Source organism: Acinetobacter sp. H1(2024) (assembly GCF_046557555.1).
Classification (GTDB): Bacteria; Pseudomonadota; Gammaproteobacteria; order Pseudomonadales; family Moraxellaceae; genus Acinetobacter; species Acinetobacter seifertii.
On the sequence record NZ_JBKGFO010000002.1, the window covers coordinates 495,633 to 513,232 of the forward strand.

Annotated in this window: 15 protein-coding genes; 5 read left to right on the forward strand and 10 right to left on the reverse strand. The window is 36.7% G+C overall.

Annotated features, from left to right (window positions below; genetic code table 11):
* The first annotated feature begins 355 nt into the window (after positions 1 to 355).
* Positions 356 to 1,057: an SIMPL domain-containing protein gene (locus tag ACLCEG_RS08095; protein ID WP_410567028.1), complete on the forward strand. Its 702-nt coding sequence runs from the start codon at positions 356 to 358 to the stop codon at positions 1,055 to 1,057.
* Positions 1,058 to 1,112: 55 nt separating this feature from the next.
* Here ACLCEG_RS08095 and ACLCEG_RS08100 read toward each other — a convergent pair whose 3' ends face one another.
* Positions 1,113 to 1,745, reverse strand: coding sequence for a TetR/AcrR family transcriptional regulator (locus ACLCEG_RS08100; protein WP_004700108.1), 633 nt, complete (start codon positions 1,743 to 1,745; stop codon positions 1,113 to 1,115).
* Between the two features lie 119 nt (positions 1,746 to 1,864).
* On the opposite strand from ACLCEG_RS08100, the gene ACLCEG_RS08105 reads away from it, so the two are divergent.
* Positions 1,865 to 2,329 (forward strand): hotdog fold domain-containing protein, encoded by a 465-nt coding sequence (locus ACLCEG_RS08105; RefSeq protein ID WP_410567030.1) that lies wholly within the window; start codon positions 1,865 to 1,867, stop codon positions 2,327 to 2,329.
* 32 nt (positions 2,330 to 2,361) lie between these two features.
* Here the strand turns inward: ACLCEG_RS08105 and ACLCEG_RS08110 are convergent, their stop codons facing one another.
* A complete protein-coding gene (locus tag ACLCEG_RS08110) occupies positions 2,362 to 3,456 on the reverse strand; it encodes a fatty acid desaturase family protein (RefSeq protein WP_107973698.1) in 1,095 nt (364 codons plus the stop codon).
* A 12-nt stretch (positions 3,457 to 3,468) separates the two neighbouring features.
* Entirely contained in the window at positions 3,469 to 4,539 is a 1,071-nt protein-coding gene (locus ACLCEG_RS08115; protein WP_410567032.1) for a ferredoxin reductase, read from the reverse strand.
* A gap of 140 nt (positions 4,540 to 4,679) precedes the next feature.
* Between ACLCEG_RS08115 and fabR the strand changes: the two genes are divergently transcribed.
* Positions 4,680 to 5,375: an HTH-type transcriptional repressor FabR gene (gene fabR / locus ACLCEG_RS08120; RefSeq protein ID WP_410567034.1), complete on the forward strand. Its 696-nt coding sequence runs from the start codon at positions 4,680 to 4,682 to the stop codon at positions 5,373 to 5,375.
* Positions 5,376 to 5,543: 168 nt separating this feature from the next.
* Positions 5,544 to 6,560, forward strand: a complete 1,017-nt coding sequence (locus ACLCEG_RS08125; RefSeq protein WP_019457711.1) for an AI-2E family transporter — start codon at positions 5,544 to 5,546, stop codon at positions 6,558 to 6,560.
* Between the two features lie 55 nt (positions 6,561 to 6,615).
* Here the strand turns inward: ACLCEG_RS08125 and rapA are convergent, their stop codons facing one another.
* The 7 genes from rapA to ACLCEG_RS08160 form a co-directional block, all read right to left on the reverse strand.
* Entirely contained in the window at positions 6,616 to 9,453 is a 2,838-nt protein-coding gene (rapA, locus tag ACLCEG_RS08130) for an RNA polymerase-associated protein RapA (RefSeq protein WP_004700092.1), read from the reverse strand.
* Between the two features lie 144 nt (positions 9,454 to 9,597).
* Positions 9,598 to 10,236: an RluA family pseudouridine synthase gene (locus ACLCEG_RS08135; protein ID WP_151761852.1), complete on the reverse strand. Its 639-nt coding sequence runs from the start codon at positions 10,234 to 10,236 to the stop codon at positions 9,598 to 9,600.
* A gap of 132 nt (positions 10,237 to 10,368) precedes the next feature.
* On the reverse strand, positions 10,369 to 11,073 hold the full coding sequence (locus tag ACLCEG_RS08140) for a phosphopantetheine-binding protein (RefSeq protein WP_410567037.1): 705 nt from the start codon (positions 11,071 to 11,073) through the stop codon (positions 10,369 to 10,371).
* Positions 11,074 to 11,135: 62 nt separating this feature from the next.
* A complete protein-coding gene (gene hemL / locus ACLCEG_RS08145) occupies positions 11,136 to 12,434 on the reverse strand; it encodes a glutamate-1-semialdehyde 2,1-aminomutase (protein ID WP_151684709.1) in 1,299 nt (432 codons plus the stop codon).
* Between the two features lie 42 nt (positions 12,435 to 12,476).
* Positions 12,477 to 13,088 (reverse strand): thiamine phosphate synthase, encoded by a 612-nt coding sequence (gene thiE, locus ACLCEG_RS08150; protein ID WP_410567039.1) that lies wholly within the window; start codon positions 13,086 to 13,088, stop codon positions 12,477 to 12,479.
* A 396-nt stretch (positions 13,089 to 13,484) separates the two neighbouring features.
* Complete coding sequence (locus ACLCEG_RS08155) at positions 13,485 to 15,239, reverse strand: DUF4209 domain-containing protein (protein WP_410567041.1); 1,755 nt, start codon at positions 15,237 to 15,239, stop codon at positions 13,485 to 13,487.
* A 341-nt stretch (positions 15,240 to 15,580) separates the two neighbouring features.
* Positions 15,581 to 15,964 (reverse strand): Mpo1-like protein, encoded by a 384-nt coding sequence (locus ACLCEG_RS08160; RefSeq protein WP_410567043.1) that lies wholly within the window; start codon positions 15,962 to 15,964, stop codon positions 15,581 to 15,583.
* A gap of 165 nt (positions 15,965 to 16,129) precedes the next feature.
* Between ACLCEG_RS08160 and ACLCEG_RS08165 the strand changes: the two genes are divergently transcribed.
* Positions 16,130 to 17,593: a CHAD domain-containing protein gene (locus ACLCEG_RS08165; RefSeq protein WP_410567045.1), complete on the forward strand. Its 1,464-nt coding sequence runs from the start codon at positions 16,130 to 16,132 to the stop codon at positions 17,591 to 17,593.
* The last annotated feature ends 7 nt before the right edge of the window (positions 17,594 to 17,600 follow it).

A 17,600-nucleotide genomic window follows, 5' to 3' on the forward strand; every position in this document is an offset into this window, starting at 1 on the left:
TAGGAGCGCGATGATACCTAATTTTGCAAGAAAAAAAACGTCTTTTGTGTACTTTACTCATCTAATCTTATTGAAAATATGTATTATCCCAATAGTTATGATGAATTATCATCATACTATGTGACAACCTAAAGAAAATATTCTTTTTTTATATTAGTTTGATTCTTTAAGTTACATTGAAACACTTTAATTTTAAGCTTTTATTTTTTATAGTTTTTATTCTTACCAAAAATTTAAAAAAATGATTTAAATATTACAAATACCCCACAAAATCTGCGAAAGTTATGCATAACTTATGTTTAACATTTCTTAATGAAAAAAATTAAATTTATATTAATTTTTAAAGGATAAATTTATGCGTACTTTAGCAATATCTACTCTTCTACTTGGTACGGTACTCAGCCCTATGGTTTTTGCCCAAGATGATAATACCCTTCACTACAATATTGTAAATGTACAAGCTGAAGCTTCTCGTCAGGTATCTAATGATGAAATGCATGCCACTTTGTATATTGAAAAAAGTAACAAGCAGCCTGCTGAACTTTCAAATCAGATTAACCAGTTAATGAATCAAGCGCTTGTAACTTCCCGTAAATACCCACAAGTAAAAGTGGAAACTGGTGCTCAAAGCACTTATCCAATTTACGATAACGATAGCAATAAGTTAAAAGAATGGCGTGGTCGTGCTGAAATTCGTCTTGAAAGTAAAGATTTTAAAGCCGCTAGCCAGTTAGTGAACGAATTGCAGCAAAACTTCCAAACTCAATCGATTAATTTTACGGTTTCTGACGAACAACGTAAAAAAGTTGAAAATGAGTTGATGGTAGAAGCATCTAAAAACTTCCAACAACGTGCTCAAATGTTGACTCAAGCATGGAATAAAAACCAATATACATTGGTCAATTTAAACTTGAACACTAACAACTATTTCCCTCAACCCGTAATGCGTGCCAGCATGGCTAAATTTGCTATGGCAGAAGCTGCACCGGCTCAAGATATGGCAGCTGGTGAGTCTAAAATTACTGTTAATGCAAACGGTTCAATCCAGTTTAAATAATTTATCTTTCAAACTAAAAAACCGCATAGAGAATGCGGTTTTTTATTGCTAAATATTAAGGTTTTAAACGCAAATCCTGCAATGAACTCCACGCTGCTTTAGCTAACACATCTTTGTAAACTTTAGGGTTGGATTTTACACGTTGTGATAACCACGCACGACAATAGCTCTCTGTAGAACCAATCACCAATGAAAGCAAAAGCTCATTTGGAATTAAACTTAATGCTTTAAATTCTTCAAAATTTGCAATCTGGCTAAATATATTTTGGTTTCTGTTCTTATTTCTTTGGACGAGCTGCTGGTGTTCTTCACCTTTCATCATGTTAAAACGTGCTGAATTTAAAAATCTTGCAAATTCAGGCTGCTCACTTACCCAGTCCACATAACTATGAATTAAAGAAAATACCACGTCTTGTAGCGTTTTGGCCTGTTTTAAGTATTCATCTCTTAGAACCGTTTGGTCATCTAAAGCTGAAAAAAATAATGCCGCGACAATACCCTCTTTATTTTTAAAATGATGATAAATCGCTCCAACACTCGTTTCTGATTTGGCACGAATCATTTCGATACTGGTCGTTTCTATGCCATGCTCTAAAAAACATATTAAAGCATCTAACAATATTTGTCGTTTTAAAGCAGCCCTTCTTCCGGGATACAAACGTTCTAATAAGTTTTGAGCAGATACCATTTTTTATTCTCTAACCAGTCATCGGGGATATTTTGAATGACTTGACGTCTATTTGTAAACAGAACTATATTCTTTAACAGAATAATATTCTGTTTTTAAAATTATAGGAAGTGAAAATCATGGCAACCACCTTAGAACTTTGGAAAAAAGTGACTGCTTTTCCTAAAGGAAAGTGGACATTCTCTCGTATGCTATGTCTAAAAGCGCCTTATTTCGGTAGCATTTCCCCTCTTTTTATTGAGTTGAAACCGAACTATTGCGAAATTTCTATTAAGAAGAAGCGCTCTGTCCTTAACCACATTGGGACAGTCCACGCAATTGCTATGTGCAATATGGCAGAACTCGCAGGTGGGACTATGACAGAAGTTACCGTCCCTTCTACACACCGCTGGATTCCCAAAGGTATGACTGTTGAATATTTAAAAAAGGCAGAAACAGATCTCATCGCTATTGCGACGCCTGTACAAACTGATTATGACTGGGAAAAAGCAGGAGAATATTTAGTAAGTATAGATGTTTACGACACTCATAAAGACAAAGTATTTCATGCGGTCATTACAATGTGGATTTCTAAAAAGAAATAAAAAAAGCCCTGAAATTTCAGGGCTTTTTTGACTTATTTTTTAAAAGGTAAAGCATATTTAAAGATACGGCCTACAACCTGTCCAAACTGTTTCGCCAGACTCGCATTGTTATAATTGATACCATATTTTTCACATACAGCCTCAACTTTTGGAGCCATTTGGCGATAACGGCGTGCTGGAACATCAGGAAATAAATGATGTTCAATCTGATGGCTCAAATGTCCACTTAAAATATGTAATGCTTCTGAACCTTTTAGGTTTGAAGAACCACGAATTTGGCGCATATACCAATGTCCACGGCTTTCTTCTTGTAAAACAGACTTTGGAAATACCTCTGCATCCTTTGTAAAGTGGCCACAGAAAATAATCGTAAATGTCCACATATTACGCAGACCATTTGCAACTAGGTTTCCTGTAAACACAGGTAACGCTGCAGGCCCTGCAATTAACGGAAAGAACACATAGTCTTTAAAAAGTTGTTTGCCAATTTTTTTATTAACTGGTTTTAACTCTTCTAAAAATTTGGCTTTAGTCTTACGTTTGTAAAGAACACGACCAATTTCAAGATTCTGAATTGCTACGCCCCACTGGAACAATAAACAAAACGGAATGCTATAAACAGGTTGGAGTAAGAAACCTGGTTTCCAACGTTGCTCTGGGAATAAACGGAGCAAGCCATAACCAATGTCATCATCAACACCTTTAATATTGGTATAGGTATGATGCTTATAGTTATGCGTTTGGCGCCAGTTATCAGATGTACCTACGGTGTCCCACTCATAAGTTTGACCATTAAACTTAGGATCGTTCATCCAGTCATATTGACCGTGCATTACGTTATGACCAAGTTCCATGTTCTCCATAATTTTAGAGAAACCTAATAGACCTGTTCCTAAAACCCATGCTGGCGGAAACCATCCAGCAAATAGACAAGCACGACCTAAAAGACCACTGTAACGAACTGCGGCATAGACACGGCGAATATATTTAGCGTCTTTTTCACCCAAATCATCCAATACTTCTTGTTTGATCTGATCAAGCTCTTTTGCAAATGCTTCAAGCTCTGCTGGAGTCAAATCGCGATTTTTAGGATTTTTAAAATATTCGACTTTCACTGGCATATTCATCAGAGTTCTCTCTTAAAGATCAATAACTAGATCGGATTGTGCTGAGTTGACACAAATTTTAAGTAACTGGCTTGGTTCAGTATTTTGACTACCGTTTAGCAAATTACGGGTAGAACCTTGCGCTTTACTACAAACACATTTATTGCAAATTCCCATACGACAACCATGTGTTGGCTTAAGCCCTTCATGCTCAAGGCTGACTAAAATAGATTGGCCTTTAGGAATTGCAATCACTTTATTAGACTGGGTTAATGTGACATTTACATAACCAACATCATCTGCAGAACTTTCATTAGTTAAACTAAAAGCTTCAGTCTGTACGGCTGGTGCTTGTTCAAAAAGCTCTTCAACAGTGGCAACAAAACCCGATGGACCACACGCATAGATTGTGCTGTTTTCAATATCATCAACTAACGCAAGATGTTCAGCATTTAAACGCTCATCATTTGGTGTTTCTTGTGTATAGAACACCTGATAGCTAAAGTTTGGATTTTGTTCAGCAACTTGCTCAAAATATTCTGTAAAAGCAGCATCAGAGCGCTGTTTTACCCAATATAAAAGCTGAATTTGTACTTTTTCTAACTGCTGGCTTTGCTTAATTGCTGTAATTAAACTCAACATTGGTGTAATGCCACTGCCTGCAGCCAACATAATTAATTTCGGTGTCTGAATATTTTGTTGCATGTCACCATAAGGTTGACCAAGCTCAAAAATATCGCCAATTTTACTTTCAGCAATAAACCAGTTACTGACAATACCATCAGCAACTTTTTTAACTGTTAAACGTAAGTGCTCAGCATCGATTTGCGTCAAGCTATAAGTACGTTCGTAACGGCGGCCGGCAATTTCAACAATAACAGGATGATGCTGACCTGCTGCGCCAGTTTTGACCAAACGGTTGCATTTTAGAGTAAGGCTCACAGTGTCATGAGCCACGAATTCTTTTTTTACAATTTGAACTAGTCCGTGCTGTACAGACCATAAAGGATTTATTTTTTGTAGCCAGAAACTCGCTATATTTTTGTCAAATACAGCTTGTGTTAATGAATTGAATAGAGAATTTCTCTTTTCGATTGCTTGCATAACTGAGGGCTCTGTCGCTCTTTTTTAATTATTATACACATGTATATATATTTGTATATACACTCGTACTTTTAATTACAATTTCACAAGTTACCTGTCTAACGCTATAATCCAGACAGTTTAAGAATATATTGAAAAGCATGACCCAAACCTCACTTTCTCAGAGCCAAAATGACACAGCCCCTTCACAAGATGTCATTGAAATAAAAACAGCAACGCGTTCTGTTGGAAGAAAAGCGACGATTACTAAAGACGAACTTTTTCAGGCCGCCCTTAACCTGATCGGCCCACAAAAAAGTATCGCCTCATTAAGTTTACGTGAAGTCGCACGGGAAGCTGGTATTGCACCAAATAGCTTTTATCGTCACTTTAAAGATATTGATGAGTTAGCCATTTCACTGATTGACCGCGCAGGTATCGTTTTACGTAAAATTATTCGTCAGGCTCGTTTACGTGCCTCTTTCCAAGACAGCATTATTCGTAGTTCTGTAGAAATTTTTCTTCAACAGCTTGATGCAGACGAAGGTAATTTAAGTCTATTGTTACGCGAAGGCTTTACAGGTTCAGCTTCTTATAAAGCTGCGGTAGACCGCCAGCTCAATTTCTTCCAACAAGAACTACAAGAAGATTTAATCCGTCTAGAGCGTTTAAATAACAATCACCTATATCATCCTGAGCTTGTTGCAAAAGCAATTACACAGCTTGTATTTCACATGGGTGCTAAAGTGCTGGATCTTCCCGTTCATCAACGTGCAGAAGTCGCCGAACAAACCATGATCATGATAAGAATGATTTTAGAAGGTGCTCGTCATCTAGACGAAGCAAAAATACGATAAGATCAACACAAAATGGTTTGTAATTGTACAAGCCATTTTTTATACAGACATAGTTATTTCTTGATAAAAATATAATTCACAGATTGAAGCAACCAACATGCAAGAGTATAAGTAATTATTATTCTAGCAATATATACCCATATTTCCCCACGATATTTAGGGATTCACATGCAAAGTTTGAGTAATCGTCAAAGCCTGATTGCAAGCTATATTCTGATGGGCATTTTTTTGCTTTCGGTTATCCCCTTGCATCTCTTAGCAAGCTTTTTTGCTGGCTTTCTCATTTATGAAATTATTATTAGTTTAAGCTCTATTGTTGAACGTTATATTGATGGTCAAAGAGCCCGCATTTTTATTAGTATTTTACTGAGTATTATCACGGTTTCACTCATCGCCTTTTTCATAACAAGTTTAATTAGCTTTGTCGTTTATGACTTAAAAGGTGTAGGTATTCATAATATCAACAATAAAGTCGATCAAACGCTATTGCACTTACAAACCGAAGTTGGCAAATATCTTCCAGGTTATATTCCAGATAGCGTTACAGAACTAAAAGATGAAATTTTTGCATTTATGAAAGATAACGTGACGACATTAAAAAATGCCAGTTCTGATATCTTACATAACTTTGTAACGATGATTATGGGCCTTATTATTGGTATTTTGGTGGCGATTCATGGCTTTCACCGTCGTACACCACAGCCTGTATTTAAGTCTTTACTCATCCAACGTATTCAAAAGTTATCAATTTCTTTTAGAAATGTCGTTTTTGCCCAAATTAAAATTTCAGCAATTAATACACTGCTCTTTATCTTATTTGCGTTTGTAATATTGCCGATTTGGGGTGTTCATCTCCCTTTCGCCAAAACATTAACTATTCTTACTTTCTTGTTTGGTCTAATTCCGATTTTAGGCAACCTAATTTCAAATACGCTCACCTTTATTGCTGCGCTTACGGTTTCACTGGGTTTAGCAGGTGTTGCTCTGCTCTATCTCGTATTAGTGCATAAGTTAGAATATTTTATTAATGCGAAAATTATTGGACATAAAATTAATGCCAATGCATGGGAAATTTTATTGGCAATGTTAATTTTTGAGTCAATTTTTGGTTTGGGTGGCCTGATTGCAGCACCAATCTTTTATGCCTATTTAAAACTAGAATTAAAAGATGCCAGAATGATTTAATTAAAATTTATTCAATAAAAAAGCGCCTTAAAGGCGCTTTTTTATGACTCATCATTTATGGTTTAACAACAACAAGTACCTGAATTGCTTCAGGAGTTACTGTTAAGCCATCGAGTAAGCTCAAGCCTTCTTTTTGCAACTTCTGTAAGCGCTCAATTTCGTCTTGACGAATACTTGGGTTGAACTGTTTCAAATACGTTAAACGGTCAATCTCGTATTGCCATTTATTACCATAATGCTCTTTTGCCTGCTGTTGTAGCTGTGGCAAGCCGACTTTAGCAATATCAAGCGCTTGTCTATAGCGCTCTTCAATCACTTCACGGCGAGCTTTAACCACTTGGCGACAGCTATTGCCATCTAAATGATGCAAATATGGTTTTAAAATGGTTGGATCAATCTTTTCAGATAAGTCCTGACCATTTTCACTTAACAACACGCGAATGAGCTGTTTCGGTAAGCTTGATGGCAAGTTCAAAGATTTTGGTGCAACTACATCAACTTTAAACCAAACTTCAAGTAATACAGAACCTTGCTTTAATGCGTTTGACTTAAGAACAGCAACATTAGTACTACCAAATGATTGTGTACGGATCATTTCCATGACACTTTCAATGAACGGATGCTCTAAAGTCAGATATTGAGCATCTTCACGCATTTGCGCCTGATCACGATAGAACGTGGCAGTCATGCCTTCTTCATCTAATGCCAAACCTTGTACTTGCATTTGGTCTGTCGGACGAATAATAACAGTACCATTACTTTGCTCATCAAAATCAATATTGGTTGAAGACATAAAACGCTTCACAAACATAGGTAATGTTGTGTTGTCATCGTAGTCTTCTAAAGCTTGAACAATTTCTTGTGCAACGATAGGACGGCATGAGTTGTATTCAAGCAAGCGATCTCGACCAGCTTGTAACTCTGTTTCTAAAGCTTGACGTTGAACATTTACTTCTTCGAGTAAATCTTCAAAGGTTTGACCTTGATCTGAAAGTAAGCAGTCTTTTAATTCAACAATAAAGTTTTCTTGAAGCGTTTGAGCTGTCGGAGAAATATTGCTGAAAATATTCAACGCTTCGTTGTACCAACGGAACATACGCTCTTGAGCAGTGCCCATTAAGTAAGGTACATGAATTTGGATACGGTTTTCTTGACCAATACGGTCTAAACGACCGATACGTTGTTCTAAAACATCAGGGTTTGCAGGCAAATCAAATAAAATCAGATCACTTGCAAACTGGAAGTTACGGCCTTCTGAACCAATTTCAGAACATAGTAGAATTTGAGCACCATAGCTTTCTTCTGCAAAGTAAGCAGCCGCTTGGTCACGCTCAAGTAGACTCATGCCTTCATGGAACATTGCAGTACGAATACCAGCATGCAAACGAAGTACACTTTCTAAAGATTCAACAACAGGACCACTACGAGCAATTAAAAGAACTTTTTTGTGCTTAAGTTCTTTACGCAAGATTTCCATTAACCATGGCACACGTGGGTCATTTTGCATCCATGAACCATCAAGTTGTGCTTCTTCTGGCCACATTTGCTCACGTAATTTACCGTCTTTTGACCAGTCTTCTGGCGCTGGCAAAGGTGCTGGTTGGCAATCACGGCCTGGGAAGCCTTGAATCGCTTCACGCGTATTACGGAATAAAATACGACCTGTACCGTGACGGTCTAACAACTCATGAATCGCTCTGAAACGTTGTTCAGGCTGATCTTCAATTGAATGACCCAATAAACCTTCTAAAGCAGTTAAATGCTCTTGGGTTAAAGGTTCATCCGACATGAGCACTTCTGCAACTTGAGCAGTTTGCTGATACTGCGCTTCTTCATCTAAGAAACGTTCTAAACTGCTAAAGCGCTGCGGATCTAACAAGCGTAAGCGTGCAAAGTGACTTTCTACACCAAGCTGTTCAGGTGTTGCTGTAAGCAACAATACACCCGCTGTATTTTCAGCAAGTTCTTCAACTAAATCGTAACGATCATTACCGCCTTCTTCTTCGCTCCACATTAAGTGATGCGCTTCATCGACAACGAGTAAATCGAAACCAGCTTCTAGTGCTTGCTCACGTAAATCGTCATGGTCCACCATCAAATCTACGCTGGCAATAATGCATTGCTCAGTTAAGAACGGGTTAAGCTCTGGATCATGTTCTTTAATAGATGCAGTGCGGGTTAAGTCGAACAGAGAAAATTGCAAGTTGAAACGGCGACGCATTTCAATCATCCACTGATATTGTAATGAATCAGGGACTAAAATGAGGATACGTTCAGAGCGGCCAGTTTTAAGCTGTTGGTGGATAATTAAACCAGCTTCAATTGTTTTACCTAAACCTACTTCATCGGCAAGTAAAACACGTGGTGCGAAACGTTTACCAACTTCATGTGCAATATAGAGTTGATGTGGGATTAAACCTACACGCGCACCAACCAAGCCACGTAAAGGACTGGTTTGCATTTGCGATTGCATGAGCATGGCTTCAATGCGTAGGTCATACCACTCTTTATAATCGATCTGGCTTGCCAGCAAACGATCTAAAGGTTTTGACAACTGAATTTGTGCACCAATACGAGTTTCATTGAGCGCTTTACGTTCTTGTTCGCCATTTTCTAAAGTACGAACAACGTTATAACGCAAAACACCATGGCGGTCTTCAACAGTCTCAACAATCCACTTCTGGCCTTCTTGATCTTGAACTTCATCATTTTTGTTGAAGATGATGCGAGACAACGGTGCGTTGTTACGTGCATAGACACGCGTTTCATCACTTTTGGGGAATAAAATGCTGACAGATCTTTCATCTACATCAATAAGAACGCCTAAACCGAGCTCAGTCTCTGTATCTGATAGCCAACGTTGACCAATAGCATACTGCTGCAATTTTTCCACCTTTTTCTCAAGTTCGCACTACATATTGTACGATGCAAATTAGCTTATTTTTGCATCTTTTTATGTAGTCTTTAAAGCAAAATTTTGCAGCAGAAACCAATTAAATTGTTTCGCTACAAAAATTACTCATTGAAAGTTTTTACATTAAAACGGTACAGGACAGTTAAACGTTAATGATTCCCCTGTCACAGGGTGATTAAAGCCTAACTGTTTAGCATGCAAGCACAGACGAGGAACAAGTAATTGTTCCGGTGTTGCATACAGCGTGTCACCTACAATCGGATGTCCCAGATATTGCATGTGTACACGGAGTTGATGAGAACGCCCGGTAATCGGTGTTAATTTAACACGCGTAACCGGTTGCCCCTGAATCTGGAAATGTTCAATCGCCTGCCAGTGTGTTAAAGCAGGTTTGTTATGAGAAGCATCGACAATATGTAAAGGTGGTCGACTTGGGTCATAGACTACAGGAATATCAACAGTCCCTTCGCCGTCTAGATGGCCTGCGACTAAAGCTTCATATATTTTCGAGGTTTGACGGTCTTGAAATTGGCGTGCAATCGCACTTTGTCCACGCTTAGATAACCCAAAAACCAAAATACCCGAGGTATCGCGGTCAAGGCGATGAATGAGCAAAGTTCGTGGTTCAATTGCCACCAGTCTTGTTAAAACGCTGTCATGTAAATCACCTTTCCCTGGCACACTCAAAATGTCCGAAGGTTTATGAATCACCATAAAATCATCATCACGATAGATCAGATGTTCACTTAGAAAATCACTCAAAGTTGTATTCCCAAGGCAAGATGAAAAACAAGCGGGCAATAATAAAAAGCTTACGTCCGAATTACAATGCCGTTCGGGTAAATTAACGACAGAATTTGCAAATATTATGATTCACTTTATGGCTAAAGCCGATTAGTGCTTCAATAACTGCATAATTTGTTGCAAGGTAGGTGTTTGCATCAGCTCTTCAGCGCTTAGACTCGCACCGTTCGCACGCCATAACTCCACCAGATAATTGACTCCTACAGCATCTAAACCATAGTTTCTTAAATCTATTTCAGGATGAATTTCCATTGGATGCCGTCCCACCTGCTCAGCAACTGCCAATAAAATTCCTTTATCGGACAACACCTGTGACGATGGTGCACTTAAAGACCATAAGCGCATTAAAGCCTGTGTGTTTATATGTTGAATGGAGTCAAAACTGATTTTTTCAATCCATTGTATATGCTGCTCTAAACTACCTGCCAAGATCGCATCATTTACAACAGCTACATAATCTGTAATAGATAAAACAAGCTGCATCACTTGCTTAAACAACGGGGATAAATTTCCAGCTATTATCACTTGTGCTTGAGTGTTTGATGACAATTGTTGCCCAAGCTGTAACATGACCTGTTGAAGTTGAGATGACTGAATCATCATGACTGGAATTTCGAGTGCCTGTGCTCTTTTACTTAGCATTTCTAAATGATCGGCTAATGGCTGATTTATCCAGTCAGCGTCATTTTCAAGTTCGTTTAACCCAACGATGAGTAAAATGCTATGCGTAGATTCAATAGACCAATTTGAAGTACTTGGGGCTAACTGGATTTTTCGAGGTAAGGGATAAAACATTGTTCTCTACAAATATAAAAAAAGCTCAAATTAAAAAGCCCGTTTAACACGGGCTTTTTTGCTTACTTCATTTCGGCAAATGTTTCTTTTGCAGCCTGAATCGTATATTCGATATCTTCCTCAGAATGAGCAGATGAAATAAAGCCTGCTTCAAATGCCGATGGCGCTAAGTTTACACCGCGCTTTAACATGCCATGGAAGAACTTTTTGAAAGCTTCAATGTCACATGCCAACATAGAGTCAAAGCTTGTAATATCTTCTTGATCGGTAAAGTAAAGACCAAACATTGCGCCCGCTTGCTGAGTTTTAAATGGAATACCTGCTTCATCAGCCGCGGCTTGTAAACCCGCAAGTAACTTTTCAAGTTGAGCAGATAACTTGCTGTAAAAGTCAGGTTGACGTAAATGTTTAAACATCTCGATACCCGCACGCATAGCAAGTGGGTTACCAGATAAAGTTCCCGCTTGGTATACACCACCTAAAGGTGCGATGCATTCCATGATTTCACGCTTACCGCCAAACGCACCTACAGGTAAGCCCGCACCAATAATTTTACCCAAAGTCGTTAAGTCAGGTTTAACGTTATAAACTGACTGAGCACCACCTAAAGCAACGCGGAAACCTGTCATTACTTCATCAATAATAAATACAGATTTATATTCATCACACACATCACGAATGGCTTGTAAGAAACCGTCAATTGGTTTCACCATATTCATGTTGCCCGCTACAGGTTCAATAATAACACCCGCAATTTCATGACCGAATTTGGCAAAACACTCTTTTAATGCAGCAATATCATTATAAGGCAGCGTTAAAGTATGTTTAGCAAAATCGACTGGAACACCTTTTGAAGTTGGCTCACCCTCGCCTAAAGTAAGTAAACCCGAACCCGCTTTTACTAAAAGTGAGTCAGAGTGTCCATGGTAACAACCTTCAAACTTCACGATTTTGTCACGGCCAGTATAACCACGCGCTAAACGAATAGCGGTCATGGTCGCCTCTGTACCAGAGTTCGTCATACGTACTAATTCAATTGATGGCATGATTTCACAGATAATATCTGCCAAAGTCGTTTCGTGTACGGTTGGTGCACCAAAACTTAAACCATCTTCTGCTGCTGTTTGTACCGCTTTAATAATTTCTGGATGAGCATGGCCCAAAATCATCGGTCCCCAAGAACCAACATAGTCAACATAGCGCTTGCCATCGACATCCCACAAATAAGCACCTTTAGCTTTCTCGATGAAAACTGGTGTTCCTCCAACGCCATTAAAGGCACGTACCGGAGAGTTCACACCACCAGGAATGTGTTTGCTGGCTTGTTTAAATAACTGTTCTTGCTTTGGAGATAAACTCATGGAAATGCTCGTCTTAAATATCTAAAAAATAATTTTGAAAGCTTAAGAAAATAATTGTGCCCACGCTTGTACACGGACAGGAATTTCAGCAGTTGATCGACCTAATATATCACTAATGACTGCGCAGAGGTCAGCTCCAGCCTCAATCACAGGTTTTGAGTTTTCAACAGTTAAACCACCAATCGCACAAATTGGTAAATCATATTGAGCTGCTGCTTGCTTAATGACTTCAATACCTACATTGCCGGCTTCTGGTTTTGTGGCAGTTGCATACACAGCACCAAAGGCAACATAAGTTGCGCCATCGGCAATTGCTTTTCGAGCAAGATCTAAAGAGTTGAGGCAAGTACGGCCAATAATGACACCTTCAGGAAGTTTAGATTTTGCATCTGTGATTTCACCATCACTTTGTCCTAAATGCACACCTAAACCAAACTGAGCGGCCAGTTTTAGGTCATCATTAATGACAAAAGGAACCTGATATTTTTCACATAACTGTTTGATCTGTTCAACTTCAGCAGGCTGGTCAGTTTTTTCTATTTTTTTACGGCGGTACTGTAAAATTGCGACCTGACGAGTTGCGAGCGCGGCGTCTAATTTTTCTAATAATAATTGGATTGGGTCATCATTGGTAATGAGATATAAACCGCGCATGAAAATTTCACCACTAAACATATTGCGTTCAGAATATATTTTCTTTGTAAAAATTTAAAGATAAAGAGTGCCTTCAAGGTAGCCATATCATCATGATTTTAATTATTAGGGTCTACATTTCCCAATTAGTAATGCCCACTCTCTGCAAGAGTGACTACTAAAGATAAAGATATTGATTTTTTAGCTGGGACTTTTTTAATAGTATCTTTCGCATTTTGCAGCGCGAATATGCTTTATAAATAAATACAATAATTTTATAACTATATTTTTCTATTTCTTCAAATATCTTGACAATATTTATATTTACATATTAATATATAAATATAAAGAAAGCAGTCCGCTCTACAGGCATTATCCTGAATCGGATTGCTTTTTTTATCTTTATAGACTTCTGATTTATGTACTTGGGCCTTCATCAAGTTTATTTTGAGCTAATAAAAATACTATATGCATAACTAGTAATGAATAACTAAAATCGAAACGATCAGCATTTACAATTCCATGACAAACATCATTTCTTATATTTAATCCTCTTGGATCGGATAAGACAGTTCTAATATAAAAAATTGTCTCATCGTCAAAAATGTTTTTTACTAGATCATTTTTCACTAAAGAGTCCAATGTTTGAAAATTTACACCATCTAAATTATTTTTTTGTAAAATATTACCTGACTGTAATTCGATTATTTTTTTAAATGCAACCTCAATTTGAGGAATTAATAGGTGTACACAAACAAGATGATCTTCGTTTATAAAAGCTTCAACCCCTTTGTAAATGATTTCGCGATTTTCCACTTTAAAGAAAGGTGACTTATAAATTAAATCAACTAATTTTTTAGATGACTTATTGTTTTTATTGATAATTTCTCTTAAAAATAAATTAAAAAATGAACTATTTGATATTATAATTTCGCTCATTTCTTTTATAAGTATACTTTCGCTACCATCATTATTAGCGTTAATCTTCTGTTTTATCCGACCATTCTCATCTATAATTGTTTGACTTGTACATACTTGAAACAAAGGAAATTGTTCATACTTTTGATCTATATTCTTTATAAGACTATTTTTTGAAATAACGTAGCTTCGTATCAGTTTTAGAAAAACTTCTTCAAATTCTCCTTCGGTATTTATTTTGAACATTTCTTCCATAGTCTCATGACTAATTTTATGTTGTGTTTCAACAATAGATATTTCATTTATCACGTTTTTACCATTTTTATTAAGCAAGACTAGAACTTTTTCAGCTTCACTATGTAAATGATTTTTAGTCAATAACTTATATAATTCCAATAATTCATGTGAGGCGACAATAGGTCTAACAGATTCAATGTGCTTTTTAACTTTTTCAGAATATACATCAAAAGTACTCTTAATTTTTTCATTATCTTTTATAGATCTATAATATGAAGTAAGAGGTTCAAGCGTATATAAAAGTAGGTATGAAGGAAGGCCCACGATTTTAGAGAAATAATCAAACTTGTCTTCCATATCTTTTACAATTTTTTGCTTTTGTGGTTCCGTTAAATTTCTTTCCTTCCCCAGTACCAACTTTTCAAAGCAAAAACCCCAAGTACCAGCTAAATTAATATCAGTTATTTTTTCTTCTAAATTAATTAAATTTAAGATACTGCTATTAATTAGTTCTAAATTCTTTATAGATTTTGAAAGGGATAAGGCACGTTCTGCATATCTAATTAGTTCTTGGTTATTTCCTATATTTTTCGTACATACATCTATCAATAATTCAATATAAGAACAAGTAAGTTGCGGATTTCTTTTTTTAAAAAGTTCATTATCGAAGACTAGAACTAATCCCATATAGCGTAGTTTCATAAATAAATTTTTTGTTTGTTCACATCTTTTCTTCCAATAATTAATAGAATCTTCTGTAATTTCTTCTAACTTTGGATATTCAATTAAACCTCTAGAATCATTTGTAGTAGTGTATGGGTAAAAAAAACTCCACTCACTTTGAGTATGAATTCCTTTAATTTCACTGATGTAAAAAGCCATCTTCTCCATTTCTGCTTCAGGAGATGGGAAGTCGACACTTACTTTATGAATTTTCATCCAAATTTCATGATCCTTTTGGTCTTCGAAATTATGGTTATCTAACTCATTTAATAGACCATCAAGATTCTTATTCATTTCTAAGCTAACAAATTGATAAAATAACAGTTTACTTTAAATCAAAAGATATATTTAGATACTTGCGCAATAATTTTGGATTGCTATTCTATGAATGAGTAATCCCTTAAAAATCATAAAAGCTGAATATGAAATAATTATGCTCAAATAAAGTAGAACAGATTAACTCACTTAGAATGTAATATTGGTTTTAAGTCAGATGGGTTAAGTTGTTCCATTCTTTTGATTTCTCTTGTTTTTTCTTATATTAATTAAACATTAAATAATAAAAAAGCTGCCTAAGCAGCTTTGCGACAGTATATGTCGTTTTATTACTTTAAATTTTTATCATATTCTCTCTTTTAAGAATCAATCTTATCGCGCTTACGATCAATCAAACTTAATCGACCAGTTGCAACATCAGATAGCATTCGCCAATCAGAAATAAAACTATAGAAAGGTTGTTTAAAACTGGCAGGTTTATTTTTCTCAAATACAAAATGTCCAACCCATGCACATGCATAGCCAGAAACTAAACCATAAAGTGCGTATTTGGCCTGTTTCTTACGAATAGCTTTTGAAAAAAAGTATATGCCAATGCTGCTACCCACCACATGTAGGCGTCTGCTCATAATGTTACGGTGTTCGGTTAAATAAAAACGATAAAATTCCTGATAGTTTTTAATCGGCAATTCAAACTCTGGCTGAGCTTCATGGTTGAAGTTTACTGGTGCATTCACGATCATCTTCCTGATTTTTATTTGATCAAAACGTCACCTGATTGTACACCTAAAACAAAGTGTAGCGTCATAGGTTTGATTGTAACTTTCTCTATCAAAAACATTATTTTTAGCACTAAGCTATTATACTTATTCAAGATAGTTTAAATACCTGATTCAGGGAGATCCGTTATGGTTGAAGTTGAGCTTAAGTTTCAGTTACCTGAATCGAAGAAAAAAACTGTTCAGCAGTACTTGAAAAAGCATAAAGCACAGCATATTCACTTGCAGGCCAAATATTACGATACACCAGACCGTCTACTCGCAAAAAATGGTATGGCCCTACGTTTACGTAAAGAAAATGATTTGTGGGTACAGACCTTTAAAGCCGCTGGTCAAAGTCATTTACACCGTGTTGAAGAAGAAGTTTTTCTAGGTAAATCCGAGCAAGAACCCGAACTAAACCTTAATCTATATAAAGATAATAAAGCAGTCACAGATTTAATTACTGAAGCTTTAGACACTGAAGTCGAAAAGCTAAGCTTACAGTTTGAGACAGATGTACAACGTACTTATCATGTATTTGAAGCCGATGACACTGCTATTGAAGTCTGTCTTGATGACGGTGTAGTAAAAACGGCAACCACCCAAAGTAAAATTTGTGAAGTTGAGTTTGAGCTTAAACAAGGTGCTGTTAAAACACTGATTCAATTTGCACAGCAATGGATTAATCGTTATGAGTTATGGCTCGATGTTAGAAGTAAAGCCGAACGCGGTAATTTACTCGCATTAGGTAAAGCCGTTTCACCTGCTGTTCACGCAAAAAGCTTGAGTTTAGATAAGAATATTTCAGCAGAACAAGCCCTCAAAAAAATTGTAGAAAACTGTTTAGGACAATTCTTACCGAATATGGCTGCAATTGCCGATAACGTCGCCGAAGCTGAGCATATCCATCAGGCACGTGTAAGCTTACGTCGTTTACGCAGTGCACTTCATCATTTTTCAGGATGGTCAGACGATTTAAACCCTGCTTGGGAAGAGCAAATTGCAGCACTTTTCCGCAAGCTTGGAAACACGCGTGACCTAGATGCTATTCGTACTGAAATTTTACCGATGATTGTGCAACATGGTTCGCCTGAGCTTTTACTTCCAATCTCAGAGGAGCCATTAAAAGATCTTGCCACACTGTTCAAATCAGCAGAAACTGTCAAGCTTGTACTCGCATTACTGGCATTTGCTTATTCAGAAGAAGATAGCCAAAGTACCAAAGGAAAATTTAAAAAGCAGATAGAAAAAAGCTTAGATAAGTTACATCACCAAGTTGTGAGTCATGCTAAAAATTTCAATGAACTCGAAGTAACTGAACAGCACAAGATACGTAAAAAAGCTAAACAGCTACGTTACTGCATCGAATTTATATCAAGCTTATATCCCTCTAAAAATGTTCAACAGTTTTTAAAGAAATTGCAACCCGTGCAAAATACCTTAGGACTATATAACGATTTGTTTATAGCTGAAGATCTATTTAATAAAGCAATTGAACACGACCCGCACTTCTGGTTTGCTCTAGGATGGATTAAGGCCAAACAGTCTTATTTACAAAATCAGTCTGCCGAAGCTTTGCAAAAATTTAATCAAGTAAAAACTTTTTGGTAAATATCTT

Coding starts and splice junctions, on each gene's coding strand:
- ACLCEG_RS08140 (WP_410567037.1), bottom strand. CDS start 11,073: ATGTTTTATCCCTTACCTCGAAAAATCCAGTTAGCCCCAAGTACTTCA.
- ACLCEG_RS08110 (WP_107973698.1), bottom strand. CDS start 3,456: ATGAATATGCCAGTGAAAGTCGAATATTTTAAAAATCCTAAAAATCGC.
- ACLCEG_RS08095 (WP_410567028.1), top strand. CDS start 356: ATGCGTACTTTAGCAATATCTACTCTTCTACTTGGTACGGTACTCAGC.
- ACLCEG_RS08115 (WP_410567032.1), bottom strand. CDS start 4,539: ATGCAAGCAATCGAAAAGAGAAATTCTCTATTCAATTCATTAACACAA.
- ACLCEG_RS08155 (WP_410567041.1), bottom strand. CDS start 15,239: ATGAATAAGAATCTTGATGGTCTATTAAATGAGTTAGATAACCATAAT.
- fabR (WP_410567034.1), top strand. CDS start 4,680: ATGACCCAAACCTCACTTTCTCAGAGCCAAAATGACACAGCCCCTTCA.
- ACLCEG_RS08100 (WP_004700108.1), bottom strand. CDS start 1,745: ATGGTATCTGCTCAAAACTTATTAGAACGTTTGTATCCCGGAAGAAGG.
- ACLCEG_RS08165 (WP_410567045.1), top strand. CDS start 16,130: ATGGTTGAAGTTGAGCTTAAGTTTCAGTTACCTGAATCGAAGAAAAAA.
- ACLCEG_RS08125 (WP_019457711.1), top strand. CDS start 5,544: ATGCAAAGTTTGAGTAATCGTCAAAGCCTGATTGCAAGCTATATTCTG.
- hemL (WP_151684709.1), bottom strand. CDS start 12,434: ATGAGTTTATCTCCAAAGCAAGAACAGTTATTTAAACAAGCCAGCAAA.
- ACLCEG_RS08160 (WP_410567043.1), bottom strand. CDS start 15,964: ATGATCGTGAATGCACCAGTAAACTTCAACCATGAAGCTCAGCCAGAG.
- thiE (WP_410567039.1), bottom strand. CDS start 13,088: ATGCGCGGTTTATATCTCATTACCAATGATGACCCAATCCAATTATTA.
- ACLCEG_RS08105 (WP_410567030.1), top strand. CDS start 1,865: ATGGCAACCACCTTAGAACTTTGGAAAAAAGTGACTGCTTTTCCTAAA.